We start from the raw sequence: 14,391 nt of genomic DNA, 5'->3' as shown, positions 1-14,391 counted from the left end.
TCCAATATGAGCATTCTTGACCGGGTCTTACGCAAGGCCGAAACGCTGAAAGATCAGTATTTCCCATTAAGGAAATTTGACGAAGCTACTCTACCCTGGATCGACAGGCCTGGCGCGAACATCGCGGAGTTCCTGAAGAAAAATCCGCCTCGTTTTGATGTGCCTTACGATATGGCGGAAAAGCTTGCAGCCTGGGAGAAAAATGGCTACGCTGTATTGGAAAACGTAATCCCGGAATCGCTGATTGACAAATTCTGGGGTGATTTTCAGGAGCTGGTACAAAATCCGGACAAGTACGACTTATCTGTTCGCATTGATCGCGACGAGTTCAAACCTAATCAGGAGCGGAATATTAAGGATTTCCCGAAGGAAGCTTTGCTTGGGAAATATGTAAAGATCAACGATTTTCATAATTCATCGGTGGCAGGGAAGAATCTCATGACACATCCCTCCATTGTTGCATTTCTGGAAGCCATTTTCAATCAGCAGGTGGTTGTCATGCAAAGCCTGATATTTATGTATGGAAGTCAGCAGCCTACACACCAGGATTTTCCATGGGTCACCGCCAAGATCCCAAGCCACCTGGCGGCAGCGTGGATCGCATTGGAAGATATCAAAATCGACTCAGGCCCCTTATACTATTACATCGGATCTCACAAAATGCCGAAATTTGATTTTGGATCCGGAATTTTATTCAAACCGAATTCAACCAAAACGCCGCTCGAATTTGCTGATTATCTTGATAAAACCTGTACAGATCTTCAATATCCAAAAGAAACCCTGCTGATTAAAAAAGGTGATGTGCTTATCTGGCACGCTGCATTGGCCCATGGCGGTTCTATGATCTCCAATCCGGAACAAACCAGGAAATCGTTTGTTTGCCACTACTCCACAGCCGAGGCGCTTCCTTATCACAGGAACTTCACTACCAGTCCGCCAGTCGTACAAACCTACAATGGCGTGAATATTTACAATAATCCGATCTTCCCCCAATCAGAGGACATCCTGAAGTAATTAATCGCAATTCCGCTTCCGGTTTTTTATATTTTTGCAAAGAATGGACGTTAGTATACCGTCCATTTTCGTTTTTAACCCCGAAGCATTTTTATGCTCCCCAAAAGTACAATTCTCCGGATCCTTTTGCTGATCGCTGCCCTGGCTGGAATCAACTGGCTTGGTTCGCTCTTTTTCGTCAGGCTGGATCTGACCGAGGACAAGCGGTACAGCATTTCCGAAGCTACCAGAGCGCTGCTGGGCAGTCTTGATAAGGATATTGTTGTAAATGTGTACCTCTCAGGCGATTTTCCCGCCGGATTCGAGCGGCTTGAAAGTGCCACAAGGGAAACGCTCGAGGAGTTTAAAACCTACTCTAACGGACATTTGAGCGTCAACTACTCCGACCCAACTGAGGCAACGAGTGAAGAACAGCGGCAAAAGCAATTCATAAGCCTGGTGGACAGGGGACTGACACCCACCAACGTATTTGCCAACGAGGACGGGAAACGGACAGAGAAAATCATTTTTCCGGGTGCCATTGTTCAGGCAGATACCTTGTCGGTCCCGGTGCAGCTGCTGAAAGGAAACAAGACGAGCTCTCCGGAGGAACAGCTTAACCAATCTTACGAAGGCGTAGAGTTCGAACTCGCATCTGCTATTCGCCTCCTGGCTAATCCCGAGCGTAAAAAAGTGGGACTGGTTGTCAGTCACACCAAAATCTCCCCCGCGCGGCTGAGCGACCTGATCGCCACAATCCAGCAGAATTACGATCTGTTTCTCGACATGAACAATCCCGAATCCTACGAAGGATTGGATGCATTGATTGTGATGAAACCAGACAGCGCGTTTTCGGACGATGAAAAATACAAGCTTGACCAATATGTGGTTTCAGGCGGTAGTGTGATGTTTTTCGTAGATGGTGCCAAAGTAGACAGTGTGAGCCTGGACGGAAACTATGCCCAGCCTCTGGATCTGAATTTAAACGATCTGTTTTTCAAATGGGGTGCCCGAATCAATACCAATCTCGTTAAAGATCTGAAATGCGCTGAAATCCTCCTGAATGTAGGTAACCGCGGCGATGAACCGGAAATCCGGCCAATGCCCTGGCGCTTTTATCCATTGATCAACAATTTTGGCGCACATACGGTTACCCGCAACCTTAATGCCATTTACACGCGGTTTCTCAGCAGCATAGACACTGTCGGCGGCGCTGCGTCGGTGCGGAAAATCCCGCTGTTATTGACCTCGCCATACACGCAGGTGCTGAACACTCCCGCATTGGTGGGCTATAACGAAGCCCGCAAAGATCCTGATGCCGCTGAATACCGCGGGGGTGAAAAGCTGGCGGCAGTATTACTGGAAGGATCATTTAACTCGCTTTTCCAGAATCGCATTCTGCCGGGTGATCCGCGGGCTGCTAAATTCAAGGCCGAAGGTAATGGCGGTAAAGTCATTATTTGTTCAGACGGCGACCTGATTGTAAACGATTTCGATTACAAAAGAAATGCTCCGCTCCCGCTCGGCTATGACAGGGTGACCAAGCAAACATTTGGCAATAAAGACTTTGTGATGAATGCGCTGGATTACCTGACAGATGCAAACGGACTGATCAGTGCGCGTAATAAAGAGATCTCTATCAGGGCATTGGACAAGATTCAAATCCAGGAAAAAAGGAAGTTCTGGCAAGGTATCAACCTGTTGCTGCCCATTGTCGTTATCGGAATTTTTGGCGCGCTGCGATACTATCTCCGGAGCCGAAAATTCGCCTGAGATTAAGGTAGTTCGTCGGCAATTTTTTATATTTTTGTTCCCTACAAAATGATTTCCTGGCCTCTGCCGATCATATATCATTAACATTTAAACACTTACGTCACGAATTATGAAGTTTGTCGTTTCGTCATCAGTTCTCTTAAAACAGCTTTCAGCTATAAACGGTGTCGTTTCAACGAACCCAATAGTCCCCATTCTGGAAAATTTCCTTTTGTCGCTGGAAGGCAATACGCTGACAGTTACAGCTTCTGACCTCCAAACGGTGATGATCACTGAAATTGAGGTTGAATCTGCCGAAAAAGGAGCAATCGCTATACCTGCCAAATTGTTGCTGGATACGCTGCGCGGATTGCCTGAGCAGCCTATCACTTTGCAGGTGAATGGAGAAACATTCGGGACGGAGATCATTTCCGATAACGGACGTTATAAATTATCCGGAGAGAATCCGATTGATTTCCCAAAAACACCTGCTGTAAACCGCGGCCAGGCTGTTGAATTTTCATCTTCTGCCCTGGGATCGGCCATAGCAAATACACTTTTTGCAACCAGTACAGACGACCTTCGTCCAGCTATGACAGGGGTTTTTGTACAAATGGGAACAGAAAGCGCAACTTTCGTGGCAACTGATGGTCACCGCCTTGTACGTTACCGTCGGACGGACATCAAGTCTGATATTGATACCTCCATGATCATCCAGCGGAAAGCATTAAACCTGCTGAAATCTTGTCTGCCATCTGATGATGTACCTGTAAAAGCAGAATTTACTTCATCGAATGCATTTTTCAGCTTTGGCAATATTCGCATGATCTGCCGTTTGATCGACGAACGCTTCCCGGATTATGAGAATGCAATTCCAACCAACAACCAAAATACATTAACGATCAACAGAATGGAGATTCTGAGTTCGTTAAGACGTATTTCGATTTACTCCAACCGGACTACACACCAGGTGCGTTTGAAAATGTCTTTGAATGATCTTGTGATATCCGCAGAGGATCTGGATTATTCAAATGAGGCAAATGAACGTTTGATGTGCGAGTACAATGGGGATGATATGGAAATTGGATTCAATGCTAAATTCCTGATTGAAGTTTTAGGAAATCTTTCCAGCAAGACGATCACTTTTGAGCTGTCAGCTCCTAACCGTGCTGGCCTGATTATCCCGGTAGATCAGGGAGAAAATGAAGATATCCTGATGCTTGTAATGCCAGTTATGCTTAATACCTACGTTTAGAATTAGATAAATACCATAGTAAAAAGGTCAGCTTCAACGCTGACCTTTTTTATTTATCGCTGATATTCAATCGTTTAGAAGCTATACTTACCTATCTACGAAAAAAATCGTAGCTAGGTCTTGCATCTACGATTTTTTTCGTAGAACTTCGGTACGAAGATTATCGTAATCAGTTAGCTATGTATATCAAACCCACCGAATCGGAGCTCGAAATTTTAAATTACTTGTGGCAAGCGGGCCCAAGTACAGTCCGGGCTGTACACGATGCCCTTTCCGCAACCAAAGATGTTGGCTATACCACAACCCTTAAACTCATGCAGATCATGCACGACAAGGGTTTGCTGTATCGCACCGAACAAGGCCGCTCTCACATCTATGTCGCATTGCTGGGCAAAGAAGAAACCCAACAGAATCTGGTTGGAAAATTAGTGGAAACCGTATTTCAGGGTTCAGCGGCACAAATGGTAATGCAAGCTTTGGGAAACCACACTACGTCGAAAGAAGAGTTAGATGAAATTCGTGAGTTATTAAATAACCTTGAAAACAATCGTTAGCCATGAATGCGATTTCGACCTTTTTCTCCTCCCCTATTGTGCCAGCTTTCGGATGGACACTTGTTCACTCAGTCTGGCAGGGAACCGCTTTATTGTTGATTGCACTTGCTACGTTCTTTGTATTCCGCAATAAGTCTGCGAATGTACGGTACTTATCAGGGATCAGCTTTCTTCTTTTACAGGTAGCTACATCCGTTGCGACGTTTGCGTATTACTACCGCCAGTTCGCAGCGTCTGCGTCTGTTAAAACCTCAGCAGCCGTTTCGGCACCTTCTGCAGGGCTTAACGTTGCGGGACCATCTGCTTACGAATTGCCATTTTCGTTAAGAATGCAGCTTTGGTTAAGCGCACATTTACACGAACTGGTAATCTGCTGGCTTATAGGTGCCGGTTTGTTACTGATGCGGTTTTTAGGCGGCTGGCTTTTTACGGAGCGGCTCCGCATGAGTGCGGCCGTTGTATCTGATCGTGAATGGAGGGCGAGATTAGGTGTGATTTTAGCCAAGATGAATATCTCGAAGTCAGTTGAATTTAAGGAAACTGCGCGCATTCTCACGCCAATGGTCATTGGAGCACTAAGTCCGGTGATCCTTATCCCAATCGGATTTCTCACCGGCTTCTCAACTTCGCAAGTAGAAGCCATACTTGCTCACGAGCTCGCGCACATTAAGCGGAATGATTATCTGGTCAATATGCTGCAATCCTTTGTGGAAGTTGTATTCTTTTTCCATCCTGCGATCTGGTGGCTGTCTGACAGGGTGCGCGCCGAGCGGGAACATTGCTGTGATGATATTGCACTGGCTGTTTGTGGAGACAAAATGTCGCTCGCGCATGCTTTGGTGAAAGTAGCTGAATGGCAGTCTGCACCAAGAATGGCAATGGCATTTGCATCAAAAAAACCTTTACTGCTCAACCGCGTACAACGGGTCCTGGGTATTTCACCTAAAAAGTCAGGCGGGCTTGGCACCTTACCTCTGGTCCTGTTCGCGATCAGTTTGGTTGTCGCGGTATCCGTATATTCGGTAGCACAAAAATCAGAAAAGCAACAAGAGGAAAAGAAAGCTGTCAAAAAGACGGTTAAGAAAAAAGCTAAAAAGCCGATGCTGGTAGAAGTGTCTGGCGAGATCATTGAGATACCCGATGAAGAAATTCCGGAAGATATTGCTCAGCACATTGAAAGCGTATTGAATGAATCGGCGCTGTCGCATGGAAACGATGATTCTACTCGGTTCAGAATGGCTGAGATGAACCGCAAGATGCAGGCTTTACAAAGCGAAATGGAGCCGCTCCAACGCAGAATGGAGGAAATTAACCTCGAAATGGAAAAACAAAACTTTGAAGTGGAGCGGGTAAACCGTGAAATGGAGAAGATCGAATGGAAGAAAGAGCGTGCAATGGACACCCGGTCTGAATTAATGGACAAACGCTCCGAGCTCCTGAACAGAAATAACGATACAAATCAATCGAAATTGAGCGAGGCTGATCTCGATAAGCAGTTGTCTGAATTTGAACAGCAGATCAAAGCACAGGAACAGCAGATCGCCACCCTTAACTCGCAGATTTCAGCAGCACGCAAAGAAACTTTCGCCGCAGAAGAGCCACTCAGGAAATTTGAGTCTGAAGTTGCGGATCTGAATGAAAAAATAGATGGTATCGCAGCTAAAATGGGCGTGTCAACTTTGGGCATGCACAACTTTGATGTTTCACCAAATGTGTACGTGGAGAGTGCACCGCATCAACCGGCGCGTACCCGGACTCAGCGGAAGAGAGCATCTCTCCCACCCCTGCCGCCTGCAGCACCTGCCAAAGCTGCAAGACCAACAAGAGTTCCGGCGCCCGCAGCTCCTCCAGCTCCGCCAGTTCCGCCTGCAAAAAGGGCATCAAATCAGCGGTAACTATTATTCGACTTCGATAATAACATCGTCAGTCATCGGACGGGTGACGCAGGTGAGGATAAAGCCAGCATCTCTTTCTCCCTGCGTCAGTCCTTCATCTTCGTCCATCTGAACCTTCCCTGAAACGCAGCGTCCCATACAGGCAGTACACATACCTGCCTGGCAGGAGTAAGGCAGGTCAATATCCATATTCAATGCCGCCTCCAACACTGTTTCGTGCGCCTGAACAGGTACTTTATACTCCGTACCTTCATAAAAAAGGGTTACTTCGCGCATTTTGTGGGTATCATCTTCTGCTACTATCACCTCACCCGGCTGCGTTGATGCAGCAGTTATAAAGCTTTCACGTCTTACTTTTTGATCCAGCACGCCCAGAATAGCCAATGCACGCCTGGCTTCGTCAATCATATCCTCCGGTCCGCACAAGAAGTATTCGGCTTCTTTACCTTTAAGGTCGCCCAATTGGCCGACAATTTTCAAAATATGGGTTTTGTTCAAACGGCCAGTCTCCCCGGCCCACATTTCGCTCGGCTGACTTAATGTATGCACGACCTGAAAACGCTCCCCATACTTTTCCTTCAATCCCTCAATTTTGTTTTTGAAAATAATGGAATCTTCATTTCTGCTGCCATACACCAGAAAAACCTGGCTTTCCTGCTCAACAATCAGGATAGATTTCAGAATAGAGAACAGAGGTGTAATGCCACTTCCCGCCCCGATAAAAACAACCTGTCTGACCTGATCATCTTCCTGTTTTGGAAAAAATGAACCCATGGGTTCCACTGCTTCCAGTATGTCACCTTCTTTGATGGTATCAAGCAGTAAATTGGATGCATACCCGCCTGGGATACGTTTTATTGTGACTGCCAGCGAAACATCCGTATAAGGTGAGCTCGACATTGAATACGATCTACGCACCTTTGTACCATCCTCAGCTGGCAATAAAAAAGTCAGGAACTGTCCCGGTCGATAAGCAATAACCTCATTCAGCGGGTGCCAGAAGTGGATTGTTGAAGCCTCTTCTGTTTCCTTTTCAACTTCTTTGACTTTTAAAAAATAGTGTTTGCTCATTGGGACTTGGATTGGCGGTTTAGCTACTAGTTATTAGCTGTTAGCTTTTAGCTATTGGCTATTAGTTGTTAGCTGTTGGCTTTGCTATTGACTGGTTAGCTATTCGAGCTTGTTTGTTTTTGGTTTGTCTTAAATGCAAAAGCCTCACAGGTAACACCTATGAGGCTTTTTTCATTTCTTTGATCTCTACCTTAAAGTAGCAACTGCGTCTTTAATGCGCTGAACTGCCTCGGTTAGAGCTTCATCAGCAGCGGCTGTGGAAATACGGATGCAGTTGGGTGCACCAAATCCTGAGCCTGCCACAGTTGAAACATAAGAGTTGTTCAACAACCAGTTACAGAAATCGTCTGAATTGTTAATTGTAGTTTCACCATCAGATTTGCCGAAGTAATAGCTCACATCAGGGAATGCGTAGAATGCGCCCTGAGGTACATTTACCTTGAAACCAGGAATTTCTTTCAACAAACCTACTACCAGGTCTCTGCGGCGATGGTAAGCTTTTGCCATTTCAATAGAAGGCTCCATCGGACCGTTGAATGCTGCGGTCGCTGCTTTCTGTGCAATTGAGTTGGTACCCGAGGTAACCTGTCCCTGCAACTTCTCCACTCCGTCCGCAATCCATTTCGCAGCTGCAATAAAGCCGATTCTCCAACCTGTCATCGCATAACCTTTGGCTACTCCATTGACAGTGATAACCCGGTCTTTCAGTGAAGGAATGGATCCCATGCTGAAATGACCTTCCTCTGTAAAGTTGATATATTCATAGATTTCGTCTGCCAGTATGTACACACCTTCGTGTTTCTCGAGTACTGCGCCGATTTCTCTCAGTTCGGATTCTGTGTAAACCGCTCCCGTCGGATTGTTGGGAGATGCGAACATCACGATCTTCGTTTTTGGCGTAATTGCTGCTTCCAGCTGCTGCGCGGTTACCTTGAAATCATTCTCGAAAGCACCGTCCAATACAACGGACTTTCCTTCTGCCAGCTTCACCATTTCGGAGTAGCTCACCCAGTATGGCGCAAAAATGACTACTTCATCACCTGGATTTACTAAAACCTGGATTACGTTCGCCAATGAATGTTTGGCGCCTGTTGAAACCACGATATTTTCAGGCTTCCAATCTATCTTGTTATCTCTCAACAACTTGTCAGCGATTGCCTTGCGCAGGTCAGGATAACCTGCAACGGGAGAATAGCCATGAAAACCGTCATCGATGGCCTTCTTGGCAGCTTCGCAGATGTGCTCAGGCGTCTTAAAGTCTGGCTCACCTACACTTAGACTGATTACTCTGTGGCCTTTGGAGGCAAGCTCCCGGGCCATTTTGGTCATCGCCAGCGTCGAAGATTCTTCGAGGGCGTTGATGCGGTCGGCTAACATGCGTGTTTCCAACCGGGTTTGCTCTGCTACTGCGGACATTGCAACAAGGAATTGAGTTAAAGAAGGTACTGCTATCTGTATCAACAAATTGCCCGCAAAGGTACGGCTTTTTTAGAAGTTGTGCCGTTTTAAGCAAACAAAGATTTTTTAAAATTTTACCGTTACCATTTCAATGATTGTACGTCTTAGTTAATAATCAGCTAATCTTTTATCCTAAAAAATACATTTATGGAAACTGAGATCACAATAGAGGAATTAAGATTTCTTGCCAATATTCCACGGGAACTTGAAACTACATTCCTGCGGGTAGCCAACGGATTGCATCTGAAAGCAAAGCATCCTAAGGAAAGAGTGTTTATAATGCTGGTGAGAATGCTTCAAAATCCCAAGAAATATGCATACTCCAAAAGCAAGCTGACTAATCTGGCCAAAACTGTTTTTGATCTAAAGAAAAATGGTACCGATATCACGCTGACAGAAGATGGGCAAGAGCTGCTCGTCAATGAAGAAGCTGTGCTCACACCGCAGCAGAGTGAGGGTAAGTCCGGAAATCAGTTCGGATTAAGGGAAGACAAGCTGCATTATGCGGTTTTTGGACGGGAACATATCGAAGAAGGCGCATTGCAGCAAATGGAAACGGCGGTTAGTCTGCCTATATCGGTTAGTGGTGCATTAATGCCGGACGCGCACCAGGGTTACGGTCTGCCGATCGGCGGCGTGCTTGCGACAGAAGCAGACAAAGTGATTCCCTACGCGGTGGGAGTGGATATTGCGTGCAGGATGTGTATGTCAATTTTTGATATCCGTCCCGACTACCTTAAACGTGAGCCGCACTTACTTAAAAAGATACTGACCGAAAACACAAAGTTCGGAATGGGCGGCGAGACGGGCAGGAAGTTTGATGATAGCGTCATGGATAAGCCTGAATGGAATGCCACCAAGGTAATCCGCGACTTAAAAGACAAAGCTTACAGACAACTGGGCAGCTCAGGCACAGGAAACCATTTTGTTGAATGGGGTATTACCGAGATTCTGGCCGATGATCCATTGCTCGGGTTGCCCAAAGGCACCTATCTCTCACTTCTATCCCACTCGGGTTCCAGGGGATTTGGCGGGAATATAGCTAACTATTATTCAAAGCTGGCCATGCAGAAAACCATCCTGCCGAAGCAGGCAGCACACCTGGCCTGGCTCGATCTGAATACGGATGAGGGACAGGCATACTGGATCGGAATGAACCTTGCAGGCGATTACGCATCTGCAAACCACCACGAAATCCATAATAAAATTGCGAAGCAGCTTGGTGAAACGCCACTCAAAATGATTGAAAACCACCACAATTTTGCCTGGAAAGAAACGCTGGCAGATGGAAGAGAGGTGATCGTGCATCGGAAAGGAGCCACACCGGCCGGCACTGACGAACTCGGCATTATCCCTGGCTCCATGAGCCAGCCGGGTTATGTGATAAGGGGAAAAGGAAATGCGGAATCAATCAATTCTGCCTCGCACGGAGCGGGAAGGCTTATGTCCCGCAGCAAGGCATTTACAAGCACAACGAGAAGTCAGATGAACCAGATACTGGAAGATGCCGGCATTCAGCTGATCGGCGGCGACCTGGATGAATCGCCGATGGTTTATAAGAACATTGAAGATGTGATATCTGCTCAAACTGACCTGGTATCAGTGCTGGCGAGATTTTCCCCGAAAATAGTTAGAATGGCAGACGCAAACAGGAAGGAAGGGCGGGAGGATTAATCTTTGGTAAGTCTTCTTCTTTCAACAAAAATATGGATCAGGAAAAGGGAGACGAGGAATAGTTTGGCGGGGATCATCGGGCAGGCAGGTAAGGTTTACTCAAAAATAGCAGTTCGCCGACATCCGGTCAATAGGTAATTTTCAGATTTGATTTTACGGTAAGAGACATTTGAAAAAAGCACTGTATTTAATGCAAAAACGCCGCTCCTTTTCAGGAGCGGCGTTTTGTGCCGAAGGCGGGACTCGAACCCGCATGGGGCAACCCCCACACGCCTCTGAAACGTGCGTGTCTACCAGTTTCACCACTTCGGCATTGAAATTGGGTTGGCAAAAATATAAAAGACTTGAGACTTTCCAAGTCTCAAACTTAAATTTTCACACTCTCGTACAAGGCAGGAATGTGAACATTCTTAAAACCTGCTTTCTGTAGTTTCAATTTGAAGGCAACCTGCGTTTCATATTCTCCGTGAACGAGGAAAATCTTTTGTACGCGCCCGGGAGTCTGACAAGAGAGAAAATCAAGCATTTCGTTGTAATCGCCGTGACCGGAAAATGAATCCATGCTCTCTACGCGGCAGCGTACGTCCAGGTGTTCACCAAAAATATTCACCTGCTTGTCACCCCGCTTCAATGCGCCAGCAAGGGTGTTTGCAGAAGCATAACCTACCAGTAAGATCGTTGCATTGCGGTCGCCGATGTTGTTTTTAATATGGTGCTTGATCCGCCCGGCCTCAGCCATTCCCGAAGCACTGATGATAATGCAGGGTTCCTTTTTATCATTTAACGCAATGGAATCTTCCACATCTGAAATGTAATGCAGATACGGGAACGCAAATGCATCTCCGTCCTTCTCAATGTAGGCGAGTATTTCAGGGTTAAAACATTCATCGTGCTCCTTCATGATCGCAGTGGCGCGGATTGCCAGCGGACTATCAATATATACGGGAATATGCGGGAGCTGACCGGAGCTGTATAGTTGGTCCAAAGCATAAATTAACTCCTGAGTGCGGTCAATAGCAAAGGCAGGTATGATCAGCTTTCCATTTTTATCCACACAGGTTTCTTTAACAATGCGCAGCAAATGCGACTTCATATCCACTTCCTTCTCGTGAAGCCTGTCGCCATAAGTTGACTCGCAAATGATGAAATCTGCCTGCGGAAACACGTCTGGTCTCTTTAAAATACGGTCATCAGGCCTGCCGATATCTCCCGTGAATGTCAATTGCTTTGAAGTACCTCCGTCCGGGATCGTCAGGTGAACAGCCGCGCTTCCCAGCAAATGTGCCGCATCGGTAAGCAGAACGGCAACTTCATGATCCGGACCCACATGGAAAGTTTGTCCGTACTTCACTGTTTTAAACAAACTCAATGCATGCGCGGCATCCTCAGCATTATACAGCTCTTCAAGCAGCGGCCTGCCCTGATTCTGGCGGCGTTTATTAATCCTTTCGAGGTCTTTTTCCTGAATGTAGGCACTGTCCATCAGCATCACGCGGCAAAGATCCGCCGTTGCCGGTGTACAATATATCTCTCCCTTAAATCCCTTTCTGACCAGTCTTGGTATTAACCCGGAATGGTCAATGTGGGCGTGAGACAGGATCAGATAGCCGATCTCTGCGGGCTTGAAGCCAAAACTCTGATTGAATTCGTCGGTTTGTATCCCTTGAAAGAGACCGCAGTCGAGCAATATCCTTGTTCCTTTTTCGGTAGTGATCAGGTGCTTGCTTCCGGTTACGGTTTGTGCTGCCCCAAAGAACTGAATGAGCATAGAAAGATTTTTAGTTAGTTGAGTGGTGTGTACCGCATTTTACGCCAATACATAAAGGCAATCCAGGTTCCTCCCTATTCCGTCATAGTCGAGACCATAGCCGACTACAAACTTGTTCTCGATTTCAAAACCGGTGTAGCGCATGGAAACGGGAGTTTTCAATGCTTCCGGTTTATGAAGCAGAGTGGCAATTTCGACCGATCTGGGCGAAAGCGCGTGTACCTTTTTTACAAGTGCTGACATCGTCAGTCCCGTATCAACAATATCTTCAATAATGATAACATCGCGGTCTCTGAGATTCTGGTCCAAACCCATTATCTCTTTCACTTCGCCCGTTGACTCAGTTTTTGAATAGGAAGAGAAGCGGATAAATGTAATTTCGCACGACAATCCCACCCTTTTAACCAGCTCACTTGCAAACAGGAATGCACCGTTCAATACAACGAGGAATACAGGACAATGGTCTTCATAATCCTTGGTGATCAGCGCGGCCAGTTCGGAAATGCGGCCTTCGATCGTCTCGTTGGGAATGAAAGGGACAAAAATTTTATCGTGAATGTTAATCATTTTCTGAGGTGTCATTTTAGCAAAAGCTCTGAGGATCAATATTAACTCTTTTTTCAAAAACCGGGCCGCTGACAAACGTAAAATATAAATCGCTCGTTAATAGGACAAGTTTACCCCTGCTATGAAAAGTATCAATAACACCATCATATTCTGCTGCTTAACTGTCATTATCACCTCCAAGGCAACTGCTCAATTGTACTCTTCGGCCGAACTGGACAAGAACTACGATATGATCCTGAAAAACCCGAGCGTGCAGATCGAATCAACCGAGGCGATCAATATGCTTTATAATTATCAGTTTCATGAAGCCGATGCCGAGTTCAGGTGGTTGAAATACAGGTATCCGAAACACCCGATGCCGCACTTCCTCATGGGCCTGGCAGAATGGTGGAAAATTGTGCCGAATACAGACAATGAAGCCTACGACAAGACCTTCCTGGCACAAATGGATTCCACCATTAACCTGGCTGAGGAGCTGTACGCGAACGAAAAGAACAAAGTGGAACCCGCATTCTTTCTGGCTGCTGCTTACGCATTCAAAGGCAGGTTATACGCGGAACGGGAGAGCTGGACGAAAGCTGCATTTGCCGGAAAAAAGTCATTGAAATATTTTGAACAATGCAAAGGAAATGGCGATTTGACACCGGAACTGCTCTTTGGTGACGGACTTTATAATTATTATGCAGAATGGGTGCCCAAAGAATATCCCATTCTCAAACCTATCCTGGCGCTTTTTCCAAAAGGAAATAAGAAGCTCGGCGAGCAGCAGCTTGAAAAAGTAGGTAACAATGCATTTTACACGCGGGTAGAAGCGAGATACTTCCTGCTGCAAATTTACAGCATGGAAAATGAGCACAACAAGGCTTATGAAATGGCGAAGTACATGTGGCAGACTTACCCTAACAATCCCTATTTTGAAAGGTATTTTTGCCGGACTGCATTTGTCACCGGTAAAATGGGCGAAGCTGAAAGAGCAGCACAGAATATCATCGATAAAATCAGCAAGGGAATGCCGGGTTATGAAGGAGTAAGCGGCCGGAATGCAGCTTACGTGCTCGCTTACTACAACATGAACTATCACCGCAACTACGATCTGGCGGGGCAATATTATCAAAAAGCCATTGACTACTCCACGCAGACAAACTCGATGAATGCGGGCTATTACGTCTCTTCGCTTATTGGTTTGGGTAAAATCGCGGAGATGAAAAAAGACTATGAAGCCGCATTGAAATACTACAAACTAGCCGCTGACCGTGCTGACAAAAAAACCAGCCAGGACCGGGAAGCAAAAGCCGCGATTTTGAATCTGAAAAAAATGAAACGCGAGCAGCGCCGGAAAAGATAGTGGCATTTGTCACTCTGAGCGGAGTCGAAGGGAGCGTGGTGCCCGCCCTTCGACTCCGC

Annotated in this window: 11 protein-coding genes and 1 tRNA gene; 7 read left to right on the top strand and 5 right to left on the bottom strand. The window is 46.3% G+C overall.

Annotated features, from left to right (window positions below):
* Nucleotides 1–6 precede the first annotated feature (6 nt).
* From ASG33_RS21860 to ASG33_RS21840, 5 genes are all read left to right on the top strand, one after another.
* A complete protein-coding gene (locus ASG33_RS21860) occupies nucleotides 7–1,014 on the top strand; it encodes a phytanoyl-CoA dioxygenase family protein (RefSeq protein ID WP_056290735.1) in 1,008 nt (335 codons plus the stop codon).
* A gap of 93 nt (nucleotides 1,015–1,107) precedes the next feature.
* The gene (gldG, locus tag ASG33_RS21855; RefSeq protein ID WP_056290732.1) at nucleotides 1,108–2,766 is read left to right on the top strand and encodes a gliding motility-associated ABC transporter substrate-binding protein GldG; all 1,659 of its coding nucleotides are present in this window, start codon (nucleotides 1,108–1,110) and stop codon (nucleotides 2,764–2,766) included.
* A 109-nt stretch (nucleotides 2,767–2,875) separates the two neighbouring features.
* A complete protein-coding gene (gene dnaN, locus ASG33_RS21850; protein ID WP_056290729.1) occupies nucleotides 2,876–4,000 on the top strand; it encodes a DNA polymerase III subunit beta in 1,125 nt (374 codons plus the stop codon).
* Nucleotides 4,001–4,179: 179 nt separating this feature from the next.
* The gene (locus ASG33_RS21845; protein WP_031528554.1) at nucleotides 4,180–4,554 is read left to right on the top strand and encodes a BlaI/MecI/CopY family transcriptional regulator; all 375 of its coding nucleotides are present in this window, start codon (nucleotides 4,180–4,182) and stop codon (nucleotides 4,552–4,554) included.
* A 2-nt stretch (nucleotides 4,555–4,556) separates the two neighbouring features.
* Nucleotides 4,557–6,449: a M56 family metallopeptidase gene (locus ASG33_RS21840; RefSeq protein ID WP_056290725.1), complete on the top strand. Its 1,893-nt coding sequence runs from the start codon at nucleotides 4,557–4,559 to the stop codon at nucleotides 6,447–6,449.
* A gap of 3 nt (nucleotides 6,450–6,452) precedes the next feature.
* On the opposite strand, the gene ASG33_RS21835 is transcribed toward ASG33_RS21840, so the two are convergent.
* Nucleotides 6,453–7,520 carry a ferredoxin--NADP reductase gene (locus ASG33_RS21835; RefSeq protein WP_056290722.1) on the bottom strand — a complete coding sequence of 356 codons (1,068 nt, stop codon included), beginning with the start codon at nucleotides 7,518–7,520 and terminating at the stop codon, nucleotides 6,453–6,455.
* 186 nt (nucleotides 7,521–7,706) lie between these two features.
* Nucleotides 7,707–8,936 carry a pyridoxal phosphate-dependent aminotransferase gene (locus ASG33_RS21830; protein ID WP_056290718.1) on the bottom strand — a complete coding sequence of 410 codons (1,230 nt, stop codon included), beginning with the start codon at nucleotides 8,934–8,936 and terminating at the stop codon, nucleotides 7,707–7,709.
* A 189-nt stretch (nucleotides 8,937–9,125) separates the two neighbouring features.
* Between ASG33_RS21830 and ASG33_RS21825 the strand changes: the two genes are divergently transcribed.
* Nucleotides 9,126–10,652, top strand: coding sequence for an RtcB family protein (locus ASG33_RS21825; protein WP_056290713.1), 1,527 nt, complete (start codon nucleotides 9,126–9,128; stop codon nucleotides 10,650–10,652).
* Between the two features lie 228 nt (nucleotides 10,653–10,880).
* Here the strand turns inward: ASG33_RS21825 and ASG33_RS21820 are convergent.
* The 3 genes from ASG33_RS21820 to hpt all read right to left on the bottom strand — a co-directional run bounded on the left by ASG33_RS21820 (nucleotide 10,881) and on the right by hpt (nucleotide 12,987).
* A tRNA-Leu gene (locus ASG33_RS21820) sits at nucleotides 10,881–10,964 on the bottom strand.
* Nucleotides 10,965–11,019: 55 nt separating this feature from the next.
* A complete protein-coding gene (locus ASG33_RS21815; RefSeq protein WP_056290708.1) occupies nucleotides 11,020–12,420 on the bottom strand; it encodes an MBL fold metallo-hydrolase RNA specificity domain-containing protein in 1,401 nt (466 codons plus the stop codon).
* A gap of 39 nt (nucleotides 12,421–12,459) precedes the next feature.
* On the bottom strand, nucleotides 12,460–12,987 hold the full coding sequence (gene hpt, locus ASG33_RS21810) for a hypoxanthine phosphoribosyltransferase (protein ID WP_056291181.1): 528 nt from the start codon (nucleotides 12,985–12,987) through the stop codon (nucleotides 12,460–12,462).
* A gap of 121 nt (nucleotides 12,988–13,108) precedes the next feature.
* Between hpt and ASG33_RS21805 the strand changes: the two genes are divergently transcribed.
* Nucleotides 13,109–14,332: a lipopolysaccharide assembly protein LapB gene (locus ASG33_RS21805; protein ID WP_056290706.1), complete on the top strand. Its 1,224-nt coding sequence runs from the start codon at nucleotides 13,109–13,111 to the stop codon at nucleotides 14,330–14,332.
* The last annotated feature ends 59 nt before the right edge of the window (nucleotides 14,333–14,391 follow it).

The sequence above is a fragment of the Dyadobacter sp. Leaf189 genome, assembly GCF_001424405.1.
Classification (GTDB): Bacteria; Bacteroidota; Bacteroidia; order Cytophagales; family Spirosomataceae; genus Dyadobacter.
This window is presented reverse-complemented; position numbering and strand designations above follow the sequence as displayed.

What these genes read in the sequence shown, in the direction of transcription:
- ASG33_RS21840 (WP_056290725.1), top strand. Translation starts at nt 4,557, where the DNA reads ATGAATGCGATTTCGACCTTTTTCTCCTCCCCTATTGTGCCAGCTTTC.
- gldG (WP_056290732.1), top strand. Translation starts at nt 1,108, where the DNA reads ATGCTCCCCAAAAGTACAATTCTCCGGATCCTTTTGCTGATCGCTGCC.
- dnaN (WP_056290729.1), top strand. Translation starts at nt 2,876, where the DNA reads ATGAAGTTTGTCGTTTCGTCATCAGTTCTCTTAAAACAGCTTTCAGCT.
- ASG33_RS21835 (WP_056290722.1), bottom strand. Translation starts at nt 7,520, where the DNA reads ATGAGCAAACACTATTTTTTAAAAGTCAAAGAAGTTGAAAAGGAAACA.
- ASG33_RS21825 (WP_056290713.1), top strand. Translation starts at nt 9,126, where the DNA reads ATGGAAACTGAGATCACAATAGAGGAATTAAGATTTCTTGCCAATATT.
- ASG33_RS21815 (WP_056290708.1), bottom strand. Translation starts at nt 12,420, where the DNA reads ATGCTCATTCAGTTCTTTGGGGCAGCACAAACCGTAACCGGAAGCAAG.
- ASG33_RS21805 (WP_056290706.1), top strand. Translation starts at nt 13,109, where the DNA reads ATGAAAAGTATCAATAACACCATCATATTCTGCTGCTTAACTGTCATT.
- ASG33_RS21830 (WP_056290718.1), bottom strand. Translation starts at nt 8,936, where the DNA reads ATGTCCGCAGTAGCAGAGCAAACCCGGTTGGAAACACGCATGTTAGCC.
- ASG33_RS21845 (WP_031528554.1), top strand. Translation starts at nt 4,180, where the DNA reads ATGTATATCAAACCCACCGAATCGGAGCTCGAAATTTTAAATTACTTG.
- hpt (WP_056291181.1), bottom strand. Translation starts at nt 12,987, where the DNA reads ATGATTAACATTCACGATAAAATTTTTGTCCCTTTCATTCCCAACGAG.
- ASG33_RS21860 (WP_056290735.1), top strand. Translation starts at nt 7, where the DNA reads ATGAGCATTCTTGACCGGGTCTTACGCAAGGCCGAAACGCTGAAAGAT.